This window comes from Shewanella benthica KT99 (assembly GCF_000172075.1).
In the GTDB taxonomy this organism is placed as follows: Bacteria; Pseudomonadota; Gammaproteobacteria; order Enterobacterales; family Shewanellaceae; genus Shewanella; species Shewanella benthica_A.
In genome coordinates this window covers 28859-47003 of sequence record NZ_ABIC01000006.1, presented here as the reverse complement: position 1 = coordinate 47003, position 18145 = coordinate 28859, and the positions used below count along the sequence as shown (strand labels likewise).

The following is an 18145-nucleotide window of genomic DNA, read 5'->3' as shown; positions in this document are numbered from 1 at the left end:
TCTGCTCAATAAAACCCATTAACGGCCAAACATTATCGCCGTAAGTAAAAAATCTAAAGCCAATACCGCCAGGCTTGACTGAACCACGGTCTGAGTCGTGGCTTTACTTATCCCTTCCGGATTAGGAACCACCTGATAGCCTCTATACAAGGCAATCCAGGTCACGACAATGCCAAATAAAAAACTCTTGATCAAACAGTTGACGATATCCTCACGCCACTCTACAGAAGCCTGCAGAATCGACCAAAAACTGCCGCCGTCTATGCCCTTCCACTCGACTCCGACGATATAACCACCATAGATGCCGATAGCGGTAAACATCAATGTCAGCAGAGGCAGACTGACTACGCCGGCCCAGAAACGAGGCGCAATGATCTGCCTTAGCGGATCGATAGCCATCATCTCTAGGCTGGAGAGTTGCTCGGTACTCTTCATCAAGCCTATCTCGGCGGTTAGCGCCGAACCAGCACGCCCCGCAAATAGCAGTGCCGTCACCACCGGGCCTAATTCCCGTAGCAGGCTCAGGGCTACCATAGGACCAAGGCTCTCCTCGGTACCGAAGCCGACGAGAATATTATACCCTTGCAACGCCAATACCATGCCAATAAACAGACCCGATATCAGTATCAGCACCATAGATTGCACGCCAACAACATAGAGTTGTTTAACAAATAGCGGCAATCCTTTCAAACGCGGCTTATGGGCTATCGCGCCCCAAAGCATGATACCCGCCTTGCCCAAGCCGGTCACCAGCGCTATGCCTCCACGGCCAAGATTGGCTAAACTTTCAGCCATATTCATAAACCGCCCCTCTCTATATTAGGAGGACACATTGGCGACTTGCTAGTATATTTATCTTTCACTGACCGACTAACTCCTCGGCATAATTTGCTGCAGGATAATGAAAAGGAACCGGGCCATCAGGTTCACCACCCATAAATTGTTTAAGCTGCTCATTGTCGGCAATTTGTAACTCCTCGGGAGTCCCTTGGGCTATTACGCTCTTATCGGCCATCACATAAACATAATCGGCAATGCCTAAGACTTCCTGCACATCATGGGATATCACCACAGAGGTGAGACCCAAAGCTGCTGAGAGTTCTTTAATAAGCTTCACCAGCACCCCCATTGAGATGGGATCTTGACCCGCAAAAGGCTCATCATACATCACCATATCGGGCTCAAGTGCAATCGCCCTGGCAAGCGCCACCCGGCGCTGCATCCCCCCGGAAAGCTCGCTAGGCATCATTTTAGCTGTGCCTCGTAAACCAACCGCTTCTAATTTCATCAATACGATACGGGCGATAATCTCTTCGGCGAGTCCTGAATGCTCACGCAGAGCGAAGGCCACATTGTCGAACACATTCATGTCGGTAAACAGGGCCCCACTCTGAAATAGCATGCTCATTCGCTTACGCAGAGTAAATAACTCCTTGCGGCTGCATCGATGCACATCTTTACCATCGAACAATACCGAACCTGAGTCTGGAGTTAGCTGGCCGCCAATCAACTTAAGCAGAGTCGTCTTACCTATTCCACTCGGACCCATGATGGCCGTGATCTTACCTCTGGGAATAGATAGGCTAATATTATCAAAAATGACGTGTTCACCGCGACTAAATTTTAAGTTGCAGATCTCGACCAATGACTTGAGTTTTGGTGACACTTCTATGTTCATACCGCATCCATTACGTACAAGCACCAGGGGAAGGCAGACGAGTCTGACAGAAACTGAGCAGCAAATTGTACGTAATTGCGCTAATAGGCACAACTGAATCGACACTATCTTGCCTCAATACTTTCATTTTCATTCAAATCCAGCGAAAATGCTCCTTGACTCATTTTAGAATTGAATTAAATGTCATTTAATATTTTCATGCTTATTGCGGGATTGAGCGTTTTAGTCTGGAGCGCCGACAAATTTGTCTATGGCGCGGCAGCTTTTGCCCGCAACCTCGGACTGCCACCTATGTTAATCGGCTTGACCATAGTGGCAATGGGTAGCTCGGCTCCGGAGATGTTCGTCGCGGCCACCGCATCCATGGAAGGCATGACAAATACGGCCATCGGCAACGTATTAGGGTCAAATATCGCCAACATCACCTTGGTATTGGGCATCACAGCGCTATTAGGGGCCATTTCAGTGCGTTCCCAAACCCTGATGCGGGAAATACCCTTGATGTTGGCCGCCACAGCAATCGCGGGGTATTTTCTCCATGATGCCCTACTGACACGCATGGAAGGCGTCATGTTAATGGGACTCTTCTTCATCCTCATGGGTTACCTTATCTGGCATGGCTTAACCAACAAGCAAGCTGACACACTCGAAGCTGAAGCCGATGAGGAAATACCGACTGGCGTACCCACTCGCAAGGCGGTTCTCTGGCTCGTCGTGGGCATTATTTTACTGCCTCTGTCTGCCGACTGGATGGTTCAGGGCGCGGTAGGTATCGCCAAAGCCTATCATTTATCGGATCTGATCATAGGCTTGACCATCATAGCCATAGGCACCAGCCTACCTGAGCTTGCGGCTTGTGTTGCCGGCGTGCTGAAAAAAGAACACGATCTGGCCATTGGTAATATTGTCGGTTCAAACTTGTTCAATATTCTCGCCGTACTCGCCCTGCCCGCGTTAATCGCGCCAGGGGAAGTAGACGCGGCGGCCAGTACCCGAGATTTCTATATGGTAATGGCCACGAGTAGCGCCCTTGCCGTACTCATTTTACTGAGTGGCCGTGCAAGAGCATTGAAGCCTTGGCATGGAGGCGTGTTACTCTTGACCTTTATCTCGTATCAACTCGTCCTTTTTCTTGCTTAACAAGACTTACATCAGACTGAATAAACAGAGAGATCAAAATGCTAGATGTAAATAAATTACGCCAATGGGGCAAAAACGTTATCGATATCGAGCGAAAAGCTCTCGATAACTTATACCAGTATGTAGATTCAGCCGAGTTTGCTGCAGCGTGTAAATTGATCTTTGAATGCACTGGCAAGGTCATCGTCATGGGGATGGGCAAATCTGGCCATATAGGTAATAAAATTTCAGCCACTTTTGCCAGCACTGGCACACCCGCATTTTTCGTTCATCCCGGTGAAGCCAGTCATGGCGATCTTGGGGTACTCAGCGAGAACGATATCATCTTAGCCATCTCCAATTCGGGCGAATCCTCAGAAATTTTAACCTTGATGCCGGTCATTAAACGTATGGGTCTGCCTATCATAGCGGTAACGAGTAAGCCAAAATCCACCATGGCTAAACATGCTAACGTGCATCTGTGCATCGAAGTGCCCGAAGAAGCTTGCCCCCTAGGACTCGCTCCAACATCCAGCACCACGGCGACCTTAGTCATGGGCGATGCCCTCGCCGTGGCACTGTTACAGGCGAGAGGATTTACCAAGGATGATTTCGCCCTATCACACCCAGGTGGTACGTTAGGCCGGAAATTACTGCTCAAAGTCAGTGATGTCATGCATAAAGGTCCTGACCTGCCTCTGGTCAAGCAGAATATCTGCGTCACAGATGCCCTCTATGAGATTTCTAACAAAGGCCTGGGCATGACGGCCGTTACCGATGGTGCCAACAAGTTGGTGGGTATTTTTACTGACGGTGATCTCCGCCGGGTCATAGATACTCAGGTCAACCTGAGAGAGACCTCTATCTCAGATGTGATGAGTAAAGCCTGCATCACTATCTCTGAAGAGATTTTGGCCGCCGAAGCTCTCAAAGTGATGGACGAAAATGATATCAATGGTCTCATCATAGTCGATGATAACAACACCCCTATAGGTGCATTAAACATGCTCGACATGGTTAAGGCTGGAGTAATATAAAATGAATCAATCCCATCAAAGTTTTTATGGTCCTGTAGCAGATAAGGTTTGGCAGAAGGCTAAGCAGATAAAACTACTGATCTGCGATGTAGATGGCGTGTTTTCCGACGGTCTAGTCTATATGAGTAATGCCGGTGAAGAACTAAAGACCTTCCACACACGAGACGGATACGGGGTGAGATCTCTGCTCACCTGTGATATTCCCGTGGCGATCATCACAGGGCGTAAATCTCAGATAGTCGAAGACCGTATGACAGCACTGGGCATCAAGCATATATACCAAGGTGTCGACAACAAATTAGAGCCATACCAAGCGCTACTCTCCTTGTATGATGTGAATCCAGAGCAGGTGGCATATATCGGCGATGATATGGTTGATCTGCCAGTCATGAAACAAGTTGGGCTTTCTGTCTGTGTCGCGGATGGTCACCCCTATGTAAAGCAAGCTGCCGACTTCGTCACCAGCATCAGAGGCGGACACGGAGCCTTACGAGAGTTAACCGATCTCTTGCTTCTCAGCCAAGATAAATTCGATACAGCACACGGTATGAGTATATGAATAGAGTGACTCTGGCCATCATAGCTTTCTTCGGCACGGCCTTGCTGCTTTATTGGCAGGTACAATCCAAGAAAAGCGATGAAGCGATGACGTTCGATGTCAGCTTAAGACCAGATTACATTGCCGATGACCTACGTAGTGTCGATTATAATGAGTTAGGTTTAGTCAGTAGCCGAGTCACAGCTATCCATATGGAGCACTTTGATGAGACCAATATGACCTATTTCACTCAGCCCATATACCTAATCTATCCCGACGGAGGTCAAGCCAAATGGCGCCTGCAATCGAAGATGGGGACACTCAATAAGAAATCAGGCAAAGTCGTTCTCGAGAACAATGTTATTATTGATTCCATAAGCCCTGATGAACCGATCCAAACCATGAAAACCAGCTACCTGGAATTAGATCTCAATACCATGGTCATGACCTCAGATCGTGAGGTTTACATCACAGGTAATGATTTTACTATCCAAGGTGTGGGTTTATTCGGTGATCTTAACGCCCAGAAAATACAATTATTGAGTAAGATTAAAGGAGTATATGAGATCAATTAACTTGGTTTTGTGCTAGCCCAAAGCCATATTTACAGAAAAATCAGACTCAAAATACCCTATAGCTATGCTCCATATGTGTTGTGAACAAGACAAGTACGCCATTTGAAGGACGATATGAACAAACATAACTTAATCATTGCTGCTCTACTGTGTACCACCAGTTTTAGTGGCATGACAAAGCAAGATGATCTCATGCAAGAAGTGAAGATCTCGGCAGCGAGTCAGGAAGCCGATATCAAAAATAATCAGATGATCTTTCATGGTCCCGTGGAAGTGACTCAGGGATCGATCACGATTTTGGCCGACGAACTCAGAGCCACTTCTAAAGAAGATGGCGGCGGCAAAATACTTATCGCCATCGGCAATCCCGCGACATACTCCCAGATAATGGAAGATGGACGCCCGGCTTCTGCCAGTGCCAAAGAAATTAGGTATGAGCTGTCAAGCAGAACCTTAACCTTGGTAGGCAATGCCACGCTGGAGCAAGATGGTAGCCGAGTGACAGGTAATATGATTCGCTACAACATAGCTAAACAACAGTTGATAGCAGAAAGCATCGGCAATGAGAGGGTTATCACCATTATTCAGCCAGAAAGCTATCAGGAAAACAGTCAGGATAAGAGCGAAGAGAAGCCCAAAGAACAACAAGCCGCTACAGAGCTGCTGCCGACTCAACTACCAGAAATAAAGCCAAGTGAAACGAATAATCAAACCGGTAAACACGACATTATGCCTACTCAGTTACCCGTCATAAGGCAGGAGAAACAATGAGCCAGATGACGCTAAAGGCAGTCAACCTTGCCAAGAGTTATAAGAATAGAGCCGTAGTTCAAGATGTCAGCATCACGGTCAAAACCGGACAGATAGTCGGTCTGCTAGGCCCTAATGGCGCGGGAAAAACCACCACTTTCTACATGATTGTAGGCTTAGTACAGAGTGATAAAGGCAGAATTTTAATCGATGATGATGATCTGACCTTAGATCCTATGCACCTGAGGGCAAGAAAAGGTATAGGTTACCTGCCTCAAGAGGCCAGCATCTTTAGGAAGTTATCGGTACGGGATAACATAATGGCGGTACTACAGACACGTGCAGATATAGATAACAACGCTCGGGAAGAACAACTCGAGAGCCTTCTGGAAGAGTTTCATATTACCCATATTCGAGACAGCCTAGGCATGACACTCTCGGGTGGTGAACGCAGACGCGTCGAGATAGCCAGAGCCTTGGCTGCTAACCCTAAGTTTATTCTCCTCGATGAGCCCTTTGCTGGCGTGGATCCTATTTCGGTTATCGACATTAAAAAAATCATCGAACAGCTTAAGAGTCGCGGCTTAGGTGTACTGATCACCGACCATAATGTGCGTGAAACTTTAGACGTATGTGAACGCGCTTACATAGTCAATCATGGCAATTTAATCGCTGAGGGTACACCCACCGAGATCTTGAACAATAAGCAAGTACGAGCTGTGTACTTAGGTGAACAATTCAAGCTATAGTTAATCAAGAGACTCATTCTTAGCGCACATTAAGAAATGAGTACTTATCGACATTAGGCTTAGTCAGCCTAAGGCCAAGGGGCTCAGAGAAACCCCAAAAAAGTCAAAGTAGGCTTTCTCATTTTATAATTACAATGAAGGGAATAGCGGTAAATGAAAGTGTCACTTCAGCTAAAAATGGGTCAGCAGTTAACCATGACACCGCAACTGCAGCAGGCTATACGTCTATTGCAACTATCGTCGCTGGAACTGCAACAAGAAATCCAACAAGCGTTAGACTCCAACCCCCTTCTCGAACTAGATGAAGAACAGGTTGACCCCCCGGTTAATGGTGAAGACAAGACCATAGACACAGATGACTTTAGCGCCACTGGTGATGGCGATGGTGATGGCGATGGCGATGGTGATGGTGATGGTGATGGTCCAGTCGACAGCTCGACGGTTGAAACCTCAGAGGCGATAACCCAAGACACAATACCAGAAGAGCTCCCCATGGACACCACCTGGGACGAAGTCTATACCGCATCTCCTAACTCGAGTTCGGGCGCCATGCGCGACGACGATATGCCTTTCCAAGGTGAGACCAGCGAAGGTTTATATGAGCATCTCGAATGGCAGAAAAACCTCACACCATTTTCTGATAATGATCTTGCCATAGCGACCGCCATCATAGAGGCCATAGATGAGAGAGGCTATCTCACCCAGAGTATTGAAGATATTCTCGAAGCCATGGGTGATCCTGAAATTGAACAGGATGAAGTTGAAGCCGTACTCAAACGTATTCAACACTTCGATCCTATCGGCATAGCGGCCAGAGACCTCAGCGAATGCCTCTTGATTCAACTGGCACAATACGCAGATACAACTCCCTACATAGATAATGCTAGGCTGCTTATCAAAGACCATCTGGATCTGATCGCAGGACGTGATTTCCGCCTGCTAATGCGTAAGACTAAGCTCAAGGAAGATGATCTCAGAGTCGCCATTGAGTTAATCCAAACGCTTAATCCCCGCCCAGGGCTCGCCATTACCCCTAGCAAAGATGAATATGTCATCCCAGATGTCACAGTGACCAAGAAGAAAGGTCGTTGGATGGTTGAGCTAAATCCAGATAATATGCCGAAGATCAATGTCAATAAACATTATGCATCCATGGCGAAAAGTACTAAGAATCAAGCAGATGGTCAGTTTATTCGTGGCCATCTGCAAGAGGCCAAGTGGTTTATCAAGAGCTTAGAGAGCCGCAACGAGACCTTACTGAAAGTCTCAAACTGTATAGTTAAATTCCAACAGGGCTTCTTCGAATTCGGTGAAGAAGCCATGAAACCTATGGTATTGAACGATATAGCCGAAGCCGTAGAGATGCACGAATCCACCATATCCCGGGTCACCACACAAAAATATATGCATACTCCAAGGGGTATATTTGAGCTGAAATACTTTTTCTCCAGCCATGTGGGGACCGATGATGGTGGCGAGTGCTCATCTACCGCCATTCGTGCTTTTATAAAGAAGCTGGTTGCGAGCGAAAATCAACAGAAACCACTCAGCGACAGTAAGATGGCTTTACTATTAGCAGAGCAGGGCATTCAGGTCGCGAGACGTACCATAGCTAAATATCGTGAAGCCATGTTGATTCCACCATCGAATCAACGTAAGAGTTTATAGAACAGGGAACTATGTTGTGAGTTAAATCCCTAAAGATTTATCTTCAATCAACATAAGAGTTAACTTGGACACTGAAGGAGTATTTCTATGCAAATAAACCTAACTGGACACCATATAGAGATCACGACATCGCTAAGACAATATGTCGAAGAAAAGTTCACTAAGCTTGAACGACATTTCGATCAGATCAATAATGTACACGTTATTTTAAATGTTCAGAAAATGCAGCAAAAAGCTGAAGCCAAACTCCACCTCGCCGGTGGTGAGGTTTTCGCGATGTCAGAGAACCCAGACATGTACGCCGCTATCGACTCCCTGATTGATAAGCTCGACCGTCAGGTTATTAAACACAAAGAGAAGCTAACAAAGCATTAAATAATGGAATTAAGCACCATCCTGCAGCCGGAGTGTACAACTTGCGCCACTCCGGGCAGTAAGAAAAAGGTACTGGAACTCATCAGCGATCTTGCCGCTGTCCAGTACCCAACCCTATCTTCACAAGAGATTTTTGAAAGTCTCTTGGCGAGAGAGAAAATGGGAAGCACAGGTATAGGTAATGGTATTGCGATTCCTCATGGTAGGCTGAACAATATAAGTCAACCGGTTGCTGTATTAATCAAGTGTGAAGAGCCTATCGCCTTCGACGCCATTGATAAGCAACCTGTGGATATACTATTTGCACTTTTAGTCCCTGCGGATCAATGTGAGCAGCACTTGAGTACTCTGTCATCTATGGCCGAAAAACTCAATAACAAGCTTATTGTGAAACAATTACGAAAAACTCATGATGAGTCAGAACTCTATCAGGTAATAACACAATGAAACTGGTGATGGTATCCGGTCGTTCCGGTTCGGGAAAGTCTGTCGTACTCAGGGTCTTAGAAGATCTTGGCTACTACTGTGTCGATAACCTTCCTCTGCCGCTAATGGATACCTTGCTCGAACAACTCAAGGGCAGTACAGATCTCGTTGCCATTAGTGTCGACGTGCGTAATATGCCAGAGCAAGATATAGAGCTGGAGAAGCAATTTTCTAACCTCCCCGAGGGCACAGAGTTACTCAGTTTTTTCTTGAACTCGAGCGATGAAGTACTGCTGAAACGTTATAGTGAAACCCGAAGATTACACCCTCTATCCCGCACTAAATCCTCTCTTAAAGAGGCGATAGAGCATGAAAGAGAACTGCTCGAACCCGTATCTAAGATGGTCGATCATTACATAGACACATCCAACCTTAACATCTACGAACTGAGCGACAAGATCCGTGAAATTCTCCTGGGCACTATCGATAAAGAGCTGGTGATTAGCTTCGAATCTTTTGGCTTCAAGTATGGGATGCCAGCCGAGGCAGACTTCATGTTTGACGTTCGTTTCTTGCCAAACCCCCATTGGGAACCTGAGCTAAGACCCTTGACAGGGCTTGATGAACCCGTGCAACTGTTTTTAAGTCAACAACCCATAGTCAATAAATTTATCTGGCAAATAGAAAACTTACTGGCAACCTGGTTACCTCATCTTGAAAGAAACAACCGTAGTTACCTTACTATCGCCATAGGTTGTACTGGCGGACAACATAGATCTGTTTATGTCACAGAGCAATTAGCTAAGTTATTCAGTAACAGTAAGCATAAAATTCAGGCACGTCATCGCGAATTGAGCAATGACTAAATTAGCACGCCAAGTCACCATATGTAATAAACTCGGCCTCCATGCCCGCGCCGCAACCAAACTCGCCATATTGGCGTCCGAGTTTGACGCCGAAATAACCATAGTGCAGGGAGAGAAGCAAGCCTCTGCTGCCAGTGTGTTAGGCTTATTGATGCTAGAAACGGGCATGGGGAAAACCATCACACTACTCGGCGAAGGTCAGGATGCCGATGCCGCGTTAGATGCAATATGTGCACTTGTCGACGCCAAATTCGATGAAGCGAGTTAACACTCACCTTTTATTCTCACTATAAGCACCCTTTCTGTTATAAATTAGCTAGTTAACTCTAGTCTAAAACAAACTATCAATTCACAACCAAGAAAGGGCGTCCACTATGCCGATAGAAGTGCTCGACAGTGAAACAACAGATCAACGTCTAAATCGGCTCACCCGAGCCCTTGGTAGTGGTATGTTTGTCCATGTCAGAAACATGCTCCATGATATGGCAGCATCGGATGTGGCCTTTATTTTAGAATCATCTCCGCCAAGAACGCGTCAGGTGTTGTGGCAGCTTATCGATCTGGACCATACTGGTGAGATCTTAGATGAGCTGGGTGAGGAGCTAAAAGATAACCTCATCAAACAGATGACACCAGAGCGAGTCGCGAAAGCCGCACAAGGCATGGATACCGACGATCTCGCTTATATCCTGCGTAGTTTGCCGGACAGTATCTTCAATAAAGTACTCCAGTCCATGAGCAGCCAAGATAGGACGAGAGTCGAACAAGCGCTATCCTACCCGGAGGACACGGCTGGCAGTATCATGAATACCGATACCGTCACCCTACGCCCCGACGTCAACATAGATGTGATACTGCGTTATCTTAGAATTCGTGGTGAGCTACCGGAAGCGACTGACACCCTCTATGTCGTCGATAAACGTGACAACTTACTCGGTGGTATGCGGATTTCAGATCTGCTCACCTGTAACCCAGGCGCATCAGTCAGAGACATTATGGCCCCGGACCTGGAGGGCATTCCTGTTGGCATGAATGACAGCGAAGTCGCACAACTATTTGAACGACACGATTGGCTCTCGGCACCTGTGATCGGCGAAGATAATCAACTCCTGGGCAGAATAACCATAGATGATGTTGTCGATATCATCAGGGAAGATGCCGAGCACTCCATGATGGGCATGGCGGGTATGGATGAAGATAGCGATACCTTTGGCCCGGTCTTGAAGAGTACTTTACAGCGCTCTCTATGGCTGACCATCAACCTATTTGCCGCCCTCTTGGCTGCGTCTGTCAGTAATATGTTTGAAGGCACGCTGGAACAATTTTCCACCATAGCGATACTGATGACCATAGTGCCGAGCATGGGAGGCGTCGCTGGCAATCAGACCTTAGCCTTGGTCGTTCGAGGGATTGCACTGGGCCAGATAGGACAGAGTAACTCTCGCTGGCTGATAGGCAAGGAGCTGGCCATCGGCTTCCTCAATGGCTTATTATGGTCAGTATTGATATTCGCGGCTGTGTGGCTCTGGAAAGGTGATATAGCCTTAGGTGCACTCATAGGCGGAGCCATGCTGATCAATATGACGGTGGCTGGATTTGCCGGTGCCAGTATTCCCTTGCTGCTTAAAAAAATGAATATCGACCCAGCCCTTGCCGGTGGCATGGTGTTAACCACAGTCACAGATGTGATTGGTTTGTTCGCCTTCCTCGGGCTAGCCACCTTCTTTCTATTGTGAATAGAGACTTAAAGAAGTGGCCATAATTAGCCCCTACAGATAGACAAAAGGCTCCCAGAGGGAGCCTTTTGATAATCCTTCAAAAACAGCAATTCACTTTAAGGCAGTGGACTTAAGATAATCTCCACACGGCGGTTCTGCGCCCTGCCTGCTGCGGTGGTATTACTTGAGATAGGTCTAGCTTCACCTATACCTTCAGACTTAACTCTGGCATATTCCACGTTCTGACCCACAAGATAATTGCCCACTTCAATGGCGCGAATTTTCGATAAACGCAGGTTATATGACTCAGACCCTGAACTGTCCGTATAACCCAATATATTGAGTTGAGTCTGATCATACTCTTTAGCCACTAGAGCCACGCTATTAAGTACCTTTTTAGCTCCAGGATTGAGATGAACCTCATCGACACCGAAGGTAACTTCATTGGGCATATTCAACACAATATTGTCACCACTACGAGTCACACTCACTCCGGTTGATTGTAACTGCTTACGCAGCTCTGCTTCCTGAACATCCATGTAATAACCGATACCACCACCCAATGCAGCACCCGATGCAGCACCTATTAATGCTCCCTTACCACGATCACTCTTACTCGAAGAGATGACACCGATTGCAGCGCCCGCTATCGCGCCGAAAATTGCCCCATTGGTAGCTTTGGCGTTTTGACTCTCGTTTGTATAAGGATTAGTCACCTGACAACCTGCAACTAAGATACTAGTCGCAAGCACAGCGACACTCAGTACTGACTTATTCATTTTTTTGATCACATAAAACTCCAGAACATCTTGATAAATTTACACTCAAGATATACAACAAGGTAAATACAGTTTACATTTTATAAATCGAATGATGTTCAGTATATAAACTCCCGATGAATAAACAAATGTTCATCGGCTAACCGTTCATTTTTTTCAGCTTAATATTAGTTCATGATGTCCAGAATGCATAGACTTGTTACTCACTCGACATTTTTTACACATGTAAATGAGATAATTCTCAGTTCTAAAAAACAATAGGTAAGGTGCGGTGAGGTCAAAACTATTAATCGTTGAAGATAATCAAGATATCGCGGGGATTCTTGCCGATTATTTTGAAGTACAGGGAGCAGAAGTCGACTTCGCCACCAATGGCGAGCTCGGATTTAAACTCGCTCTTGAATCCGATTTTGACGCCATCATACTGGATCTAATGCTGCCGAAGATGGATGGCCTCAGTGTCGCTAAAGAACTCAGAAAGCAGGGCTGTACCACTCCGATCCTCATGTTAACCGCCCTCGATGATAAACAAGATCTGCTCAACGGGTTCGAATCAGGGGCTGACGACTACCTGGCCAAACCTTTCGACTTAGATGTACTCAATGCCCGTATCTCAGCATTGATCAAACGACAGCAAGGAAGAGTAGCCTTAGGCATATTAAAATACGGCAGCCTCGAGTTAAACACGGCTGAACATCAAGCCTATCGCAACGGAACTCAGCTCATTCTGACGCCGGCTTGCTATCAAATATTGCAATTATTGATGAAGCGAGCGCCGAACGTAGTCAAACGTGAAGAGCTTATCGAGGAGTTATGGGGTGATATGCCACCGGGTAACGACATATTGCGTAGCCACATGTATCAACTTCGTAATCAATTAGATAAGCCATTTCCTGAGTCAATGCTGGTCACTGTGCCAAAAATAGGCTTTAAACTTCAACAAGAAACGTTAAATAATAGTAATGAAAGCCCCTAAACCACCTAGTTCCACGGCTCAGAGCTTAACCAAAAAATTAAGCCTCTATTTCAATGCCATCGCTCTGCTTATCGGCATATTAGTTTTTGCTCTTAGTCAGGCGGGCCTCTACTGGCTCGAAGATGAGATAAACAAGCGCAACTTACAGCAGACTGCTGATTTTGCCGTCGACCAATTTCAGCAAGGGGCAAACTCCCCCCTCATCATAGGTCCTAATATTTTAGCCTATGACTCTGTCCAGGCATTACCTAAGCAATTCCAACCACTCAGCCAATACCCCATTGGCTACAATGATGAAATCACCGATGACATAGCCCACGACCTGTTTTTCTATCACTCCAGCTTTGAGATCCAAGGTGAGACTAAACCTCTGTACTTAACCATGGCAGCTGAAAAGGTCGAGCTCAGCCCTGATGAATGGCGATATATCAATTTTGCCTCTCTCGCCATCATGATACTCCTCTATCTGGCATTCGATTTCGCCATCTCAAAATTATCTAAACGTCTGGTGCAGCCTGTCAATCAGCTCAGTCAGCAACTGAAGTCCGCCCACAGAGAAACCAGTTTCTCAGTCCCGGAAGGTTCGGCATTAGAGTTCACTGAGCTATCTAATAGCCTGAATAAATATCGCAATCAAAATGAGATACTGATAAAACAAGAGCAGTCATTCGCCAAATATGCCAGCCATGAATTAAGAACTCCTTTAACCGTTATTCTTGGCGCCACCAAGCTACTCGACAAGAGTACAGAGCCTGAGTTTCAACTTCGACAGAGAGCAAGAATCACTAAGGCTGCGACCGATATGCAACACACGATTGAAGCCCTGTTAAGTCTGGTCAAACAGGAGCAGACAAGAGAGAGTTCCACCTGTAGGAAACTGGTTGAGAAAGAGATAAAGCAGATCTTGGATGAGGTGTCACCCCTGGCTAAATACAAGCATCTCAAGGTCGAGCTGAAGATATTTGCTGAACCAGACATTCAGCCGAGTCCTCCCGTACTGAGGATGTTATTGATCAACTTGTTGCAGAACGCCATCAATGCCAGTGATTCAGGGATTATCACCCTGGAAGTTTGCCAGTCTTGCATCAAAGTCGTAGACCAGGGCCATGGATTGAATGATTCACAACAGAACAAAGACGGTCACGGCCTAGGCCTCTTGATCGTGGATGCACTCTGCGATCGCTATGGATGGCAACTGATGTTAACTTCTGGAGAAGAGTCAGGTTGCATTGCTAAGCTGACCTTTCCCAATATCGGTGAGACAAGGGCTAGTGATTAGCCGAACTCATCTAGTTTATGATTAGAGTCAGACTGGTTTATTCTAATTCGAACACTCCCCTACAGAATAATTCAACATCTCTGCAAGGGAGGTATCAACTCAATAAAATCCATATTCACCTGAAATGATTCAAGTCCAATACATAGGAGTTATGAGTTAGCGATTAGCTGGCTATGTTATCTCATCACTTTAGTCTGTAATTTTTGCGCATGAACCAGCTCTCGATCAAACACACCCGTACTGGCGGCATGCAGTAATTTTAATTTCATCTCTTCTACTTTAAACCTAGGCACACGTAGCCTGTTACAGCCAGGATGTATCGCTGGAATCAAGCTTTAAGGTTAAAATCCTAAAGTTATCATCGTCAGATTTTGCATCGTGCACTTTAGCTCGCGCCCTACACTCCTCTAGCGTCAACTCCCATATCCGCTTTCTGATTTTATTTCCAACACCATTATTTACCATGACATACTCCTGAAAACAGTCGAGCGAGCTCACAGCACCTTCGGCATTACTCATCATTATCCCCCTGCATTGAATAATTGATTGATAGCCATCTTGATTTTTATTGTGTTATTTATAAATAGATAAATTAATATCTGCTTAGGTATAGTTATATTATTTTACTAGATACTTGTCTACAGCATTAATTTTCTGGTGTGACCAAGTTCAATACAGAAGTTAACAAATAGTGTTCTGCAACAATTAATCATCTAATAACAGCTACACATTCTTACGGAGCTAGCACTGCTCGCGGCCAGAATTCTGCATTGAACAGGCAGCGCAAGCAATATAAAAAGTAAGAAAGCAAAAAAGGCACCCCAAGGTGCCTTTGACTTTGCAGGAAAACATTTGGAGCTTAAACTCCTAGAGCTAGCCTTAATGGCCTCTCTAGGAACTTAATCATTACAGAGTAAAACCGTGGTGACCCATGATTTTCTCTGGAGTATGACAAGTTGCACAAGCCTCTTTAGCATCTTTTGCATTACCAGCATCATTCATATCAACCATATGGTCAGCATCTTTGTTAGCACCAATATACGCACCATTTAACTCCATGTGCGACATAGCAGCGTCTGACAAGTACTTCTGGTGACAACTTATACATGCAGCAGCAGCATCAGAAGAGGCATACCAAGTCTCAACCTCTTATCAGCAGCTGGACTTTGAGTGCTAGGAATTGTGTGGGCTTGGCCCGCATTACGGCCTAACTCGAAACCATACTTAAGACCACCATAACCCTCTACAGCTGAGTGACACGTTGTACAATCTGTCTTCAGGATAGGCTACCACCGTGGCCATTATCATGTCCTTTAGCCTTGTGAGCCTTGTACATGAAACTGGTCGATTTAAGTTAAGTAATGCTACGCCATTGCTCGCTTCGCCATTACCTTTCAGACTCTTATCGTTAGTATGACAAGCCATACAGTTCACACCATTTGAATCATGGTAAAACTCAAAGCTGTGACAACTTTGACATTTAGCATCATCGACAATCGGACGGCGCTCGCCTACTACAGCCTCTGCATCTCCTAACGCAGCACGGTAAGCATCCGCCTGAAGATAGGCTGGATAAGCACCATCTGCAGTACACTTAACACGCTTATCAGCCCCCTCATCAAAACAGACCTTAACAACGGGTAAAATCTCTAAAGAACGTGTATTTATATCAGTAGGAAGGTCCAATACATAGGTCTTGTAGATCACTTCATCTTTGTATTTATTCTTCGAAGTCGTCACATGGAATACGCCATCATCATAGGTAGTAGAATCATCACCTTTAAGGCTAAAACGTCTATGATCATAGATAGTACCTACACTTGTCATACCAACTGTTGGCTGCTCAGCTTGCTCAGGATAATCTTTCTCGATATCCCAGCTTACGACCATATAGGGATTGCTATAGCCCTGTTGATAAATCTCTTCATCAGTTACTACAACACCATCTGCAGCGGTTATTTGTACATCGAACTCAAGTAAGTTATTCGCATTAATCTCTACGTTTGAGACTGTTACATCATAGTCTTTTGCCGCCTCATAAGGTTTCTTATGGTCAGAATGCACTGCTGCACTATGACAATCGGTACAAACAAGTTGAGGGTTCTTATCTGACTTATGCTGTGCCGGAGAATCGGTGTGACAACCTGTACAAGCGTTGGCATTAGCATTCGCTAACCATAGATCTTTGTCGGCTAACTCTTCATCTTGAACGTGACAAACTGCACAGTCCATAAAGGGTTTAGTTGGGAAAGCCGGGTAATCGAATGCATGTTCACGGTTGCCGTAACCTAGTATGGTATAAGGCATAGGGACAACATTACCCTCTGCATCTTTACCTTCACGCTCAGGTCCCATATGGATAGCATGTATCATATGACCTAATTCAACTGAAACTCCATTAGGATCTGAAACTATGCCGTTGTGACAAGACTGACAGTTCTCTAGATCGAGACGACGACCACCGTGAGCCTTAAGGCTATCTGGCTGGTGACAAGTATAACAAGTCTCAAGTGTAACCAGTTCGCGAGTCTCAACACCTTCGGCTCCATTTGTTGATGGGATCCAATCGTAGTGTGCGTTTTCTGCCAGCTCATGACCCGAGGCATATTCGAACTGCATCTCGATAGCAATTCGTTGAGTCAAAGCAGGATCGAATACCACACCAGCCGCATCGACAGTAGTCGTTAGGTTAGTGTCGAAAGTGTAGGTATAAGTACCGTCTTTATGATCGACCAGACAATCAGCACAATTTTTTATCTGCTCAAAACCTTGTTCAAACGTTGTTCAAACGTTGTTCAAACGTTGTTCAAACGTTGTTCAAACGTTGTTCAAACGTTGTTCAAACGTTGTTCAAACGTTGTTCCGGCATCGTTTGTGGTCTCATTCAACAGTGAAATCCACTGTTTTAGCTCAGAGCCTTCATTGGTTTCTAATTGAGCTAATGAGAAGCGGAAATCATGAAATTCATTTTCAGCGCTCAGGCCATAAAGCCCGATATTTTGCTTATTTTCAAGGTCGAAATCAACTGTGATAATGCCATCGGCATAAGTTGCGTTACTGATATTGGCAACTGCTTCAGTAGCCATATCAATATGGAGACCTGAAGTGCCAGGGTCACCGGGGCTACCGGGACCACCGGGTTGCCCATCTGCACCATTTTTACCATCTTCGCCGTCACTACAACCGACTACTCCCATAGTCATGGCTGCAGCAAGCAGTAACCAGAGTTTACTTTTTTTAGTATTTAACATCGCTCATCATCTCCGTGGAGTTGTTCAATATAATTATTTTGTGAACACCCGAAGAACACCCCTAAAGAGGTAGTGGTAAATTGAGCAATGTCAAAGAAAGATCAACAACTCATTCACCAATGGTTTATTAAGTTAACATGAGGAACATGTCATAAAGGTTCAATAGAGATCATCAAGAAAGTCATCTTATAAAACATTTCATAAACTATTCCTACAATCATTTAACCTACCAAGAGCAGACCTTCTAGCCAGCCCGCTGATACTCAATGTGATGCGCAATCGAGGCAGAAGTAGAAGTACTCTTTATCGATTAAGTTAGTTGTTGATGACTCTAGTTAATGAAAGCCAGCTGAAAACCTAA

General features: G+C 45.5%; 19 protein-coding genes and 1 pseudogene. 14 read left to right on the top strand and 6 right to left on the bottom strand.

Annotation, left to right across the window (positions count from 1 at the left end; translation table 11 throughout):
• Positions 1-18 precede the first annotated feature (18 nt).
• Positions 19-801 carry a lipid asymmetry maintenance ABC transporter permease subunit MlaE gene (gene mlaE, locus KT99_RS03840; RefSeq protein ID WP_005497229.1) on the bottom strand — a complete coding sequence of 261 codons (783 nt, stop codon included), beginning with the start codon at positions 799-801 and terminating at the stop codon, positions 19-21.
• Between the two features lie 58 nt (positions 802-859).
• Entirely contained in the window at positions 860-1678 is an 819-nt protein-coding gene (locus KT99_RS03835; protein WP_005497228.1) for an ATP-binding cassette domain-containing protein, read from the bottom strand.
• A gap of 180 nt (positions 1679-1858) precedes the next feature.
• On the opposite strand from KT99_RS03835, the gene KT99_RS03830 reads away from it, so the two are divergent.
• From KT99_RS03830 to mgtE, 12 genes and pseudogenes are all read left to right on the top strand, one after another.
• Positions 1859-2818, top strand: coding sequence for a calcium/sodium antiporter (locus tag KT99_RS03830; protein WP_005497227.1), 960 nt, complete (start codon positions 1859-1861; stop codon positions 2816-2818).
• 38 nt (positions 2819-2856) lie between these two features.
• Positions 2857-3834, top strand: coding sequence for a KpsF/GutQ family sugar-phosphate isomerase (locus KT99_RS03825; protein WP_005497225.1), 978 nt, complete (start codon positions 2857-2859; stop codon positions 3832-3834).
• 1 nt (position 3835) lies between these two features.
• A complete protein-coding gene (gene kdsC, locus KT99_RS03820) occupies positions 3836-4393 on the top strand; it encodes a 3-deoxy-manno-octulosonate-8-phosphatase KdsC (protein WP_005497224.1) in 558 nt (185 codons plus the stop codon).
• The gene (gene lptC, locus KT99_RS03815) at positions 4390-4947 is read left to right on the top strand and encodes an LPS export ABC transporter periplasmic protein LptC (protein ID WP_005497222.1); all 558 of its coding nucleotides are present in this window, start codon (positions 4390-4392) and stop codon (positions 4945-4947) included. The genes kdsC and lptC overlap by 4 nt, the downstream gene beginning before the upstream one ends.
• Positions 4948-5061: 114 nt before the next feature.
• A pseudogene (gene lptA, locus KT99_RS03810) lies at positions 5062-5595 on the top strand (lipopolysaccharide transport periplasmic protein LptA); the annotation flags it as partial.
• Positions 5596-5714: 119 nt separating this feature from the next.
• Positions 5715-6446, top strand: coding sequence for an LPS export ABC transporter ATP-binding protein (lptB, locus tag KT99_RS03805; protein ID WP_005497219.1), 732 nt, complete (start codon positions 5715-5717; stop codon positions 6444-6446).
• Positions 6447-6599: 153 nt separating this feature from the next.
• Positions 6600-8114 (top strand): RNA polymerase factor sigma-54, encoded by a 1515-nt coding sequence (locus tag KT99_RS03800; RefSeq protein WP_005497217.1) that lies wholly within the window; start codon positions 6600-6602, stop codon positions 8112-8114.
• Between the two features lie 87 nt (positions 8115-8201).
• Positions 8202-8489, top strand: coding sequence for a ribosome hibernation promoting factor (gene hpf / locus KT99_RS03795; protein WP_005497215.1), 288 nt, complete (start codon positions 8202-8204; stop codon positions 8487-8489).
• 3 nt (positions 8490-8492) lie between these two features.
• Positions 8493-8936: a PTS IIA-like nitrogen regulatory protein PtsN gene (ptsN, locus tag KT99_RS03790; RefSeq protein WP_005497213.1), complete on the top strand. Its 444-nt coding sequence runs from the start codon at positions 8493-8495 to the stop codon at positions 8934-8936.
• Positions 8933-9781, top strand: coding sequence for an RNase adapter RapZ (rapZ, locus tag KT99_RS03785; protein WP_005497211.1), 849 nt, complete (start codon positions 8933-8935; stop codon positions 9779-9781). The genes ptsN and rapZ overlap by 4 nt, the downstream gene beginning before the upstream one ends.
• Positions 9774-10049 (top strand): HPr family phosphocarrier protein, encoded by a 276-nt coding sequence (locus tag KT99_RS03780; RefSeq protein WP_005497209.1) that lies wholly within the window; start codon positions 9774-9776, stop codon positions 10047-10049. Before rapZ ends, KT99_RS03780 begins: the two co-directional genes overlap by 8 nt.
• A gap of 106 nt (positions 10050-10155) precedes the next feature.
• On the top strand, positions 10156-11517 hold the full coding sequence (mgtE, locus tag KT99_RS03775) for a magnesium transporter (RefSeq protein ID WP_005497208.1): 1362 nt from the start codon (positions 10156-10158) through the stop codon (positions 11515-11517).
• A 98-nt stretch (positions 11518-11615) separates the two neighbouring features.
• On the opposite strand, the gene KT99_RS03770 is transcribed toward mgtE, so the two are convergent.
• Positions 11616-12278, bottom strand: coding sequence for an OmpA family lipoprotein (locus KT99_RS03770; RefSeq protein ID WP_005497207.1), 663 nt, complete (start codon positions 12276-12278; stop codon positions 11616-11618).
• 271 nt (positions 12279-12549) lie between these two features.
• Here KT99_RS03770 and KT99_RS03765 point away from each other — a divergent pair, with 271 nt between their 5' ends.
• Both KT99_RS03765 and KT99_RS03760 read left to right on the top strand, forming a co-directional pair.
• Positions 12550-13254, top strand: coding sequence for a response regulator transcription factor (locus KT99_RS03765; RefSeq protein WP_005497206.1), 705 nt, complete (start codon positions 12550-12552; stop codon positions 13252-13254).
• Positions 13241-14533, top strand: a complete 1293-nt coding sequence (locus KT99_RS03760; protein ID WP_005497205.1) for a sensor histidine kinase — start codon at positions 13241-13243, stop codon at positions 14531-14533. Before KT99_RS03765 ends, KT99_RS03760 begins: the two co-directional genes overlap by 14 nt.
• A 906-nt stretch (positions 14534-15439) precedes the next feature.
• On the opposite strand, the gene KT99_RS22610 is transcribed toward KT99_RS03760, so the two are convergent.
• From KT99_RS22610 to KT99_RS23215, 3 genes are all read right to left on the bottom strand, one after another.
• Positions 15440-15616, bottom strand: coding sequence for a hypothetical protein (locus KT99_RS22610; RefSeq protein ID WP_420038529.1), 177 nt, complete (start codon positions 15614-15616; stop codon positions 15440-15442).
• 141 nt (positions 15617-15757) lie between these two features.
• On the bottom strand, positions 15758-17269 hold the full coding sequence (locus tag KT99_RS03750) for an OmcA/MtrC family decaheme c-type cytochrome (RefSeq protein WP_269764036.1): 1512 nt from the start codon (positions 17267-17269) through the stop codon (positions 15758-15760).
• A gap of 92 nt (positions 17270-17361) precedes the next feature.
• On the bottom strand, positions 17362-17784 hold the full coding sequence (locus KT99_RS23215) for a hypothetical protein (protein WP_005497197.1): 423 nt from the start codon (positions 17782-17784) through the stop codon (positions 17362-17364).
• Positions 17785-18145 lie beyond the last annotated feature (361 nt).

Coding starts and splice junctions, on each gene's coding strand:
- mlaE (WP_005497229.1), bottom strand. CDS start 801: ATGAATATGGCTGAAAGTTTAGCCAATCTTGGCCGTGGAGGCATAGCG.
- KT99_RS03835 (WP_005497228.1), bottom strand. CDS start 1,678: ATGAACATAGAAGTGTCACCAAAACTCAAGTCATTGGTCGAGATCTGC.
- KT99_RS03830 (WP_005497227.1), top strand. CDS start 1,859: ATGTCATTTAATATTTTCATGCTTATTGCGGGATTGAGCGTTTTAGTC.
- KT99_RS03825 (WP_005497225.1), top strand. CDS start 2,857: ATGCTAGATGTAAATAAATTACGCCAATGGGGCAAAAACGTTATCGAT.
- kdsC (WP_005497224.1), top strand. CDS start 3,836: ATGAATCAATCCCATCAAAGTTTTTATGGTCCTGTAGCAGATAAGGTT.
- lptC (WP_005497222.1), top strand. CDS start 4,390: ATGAATAGAGTGACTCTGGCCATCATAGCTTTCTTCGGCACGGCCTTG.
- lptB (WP_005497219.1), top strand. CDS start 5,715: ATGAGCCAGATGACGCTAAAGGCAGTCAACCTTGCCAAGAGTTATAAG.
- KT99_RS03800 (WP_005497217.1), top strand. CDS start 6,600: ATGAAAGTGTCACTTCAGCTAAAAATGGGTCAGCAGTTAACCATGACA.
- hpf (WP_005497215.1), top strand. CDS start 8,202: ATGCAAATAAACCTAACTGGACACCATATAGAGATCACGACATCGCTA.
- ptsN (WP_005497213.1), top strand. CDS start 8,493: ATGGAATTAAGCACCATCCTGCAGCCGGAGTGTACAACTTGCGCCACT.
- rapZ (WP_005497211.1), top strand. CDS start 8,933: ATGAAACTGGTGATGGTATCCGGTCGTTCCGGTTCGGGAAAGTCTGTC.
- KT99_RS03780 (WP_005497209.1), top strand. CDS start 9,774: ATGACTAAATTAGCACGCCAAGTCACCATATGTAATAAACTCGGCCTC.
- mgtE (WP_005497208.1), top strand. CDS start 10,156: ATGCCGATAGAAGTGCTCGACAGTGAAACAACAGATCAACGTCTAAAT.
- KT99_RS03770 (WP_005497207.1), bottom strand. CDS start 12,278: ATGAATAAGTCAGTACTGAGTGTCGCTGTGCTTGCGACTAGTATCTTA.
- KT99_RS03760 (WP_005497205.1), top strand. CDS start 13,241: ATGAAAGCCCCTAAACCACCTAGTTCCACGGCTCAGAGCTTAACCAAA.
- KT99_RS23215 (WP_005497197.1), bottom strand. CDS start 17,784: ATGTTAAATACTAAAAAAAGTAAACTCTGGTTACTGCTTGCTGCAGCC.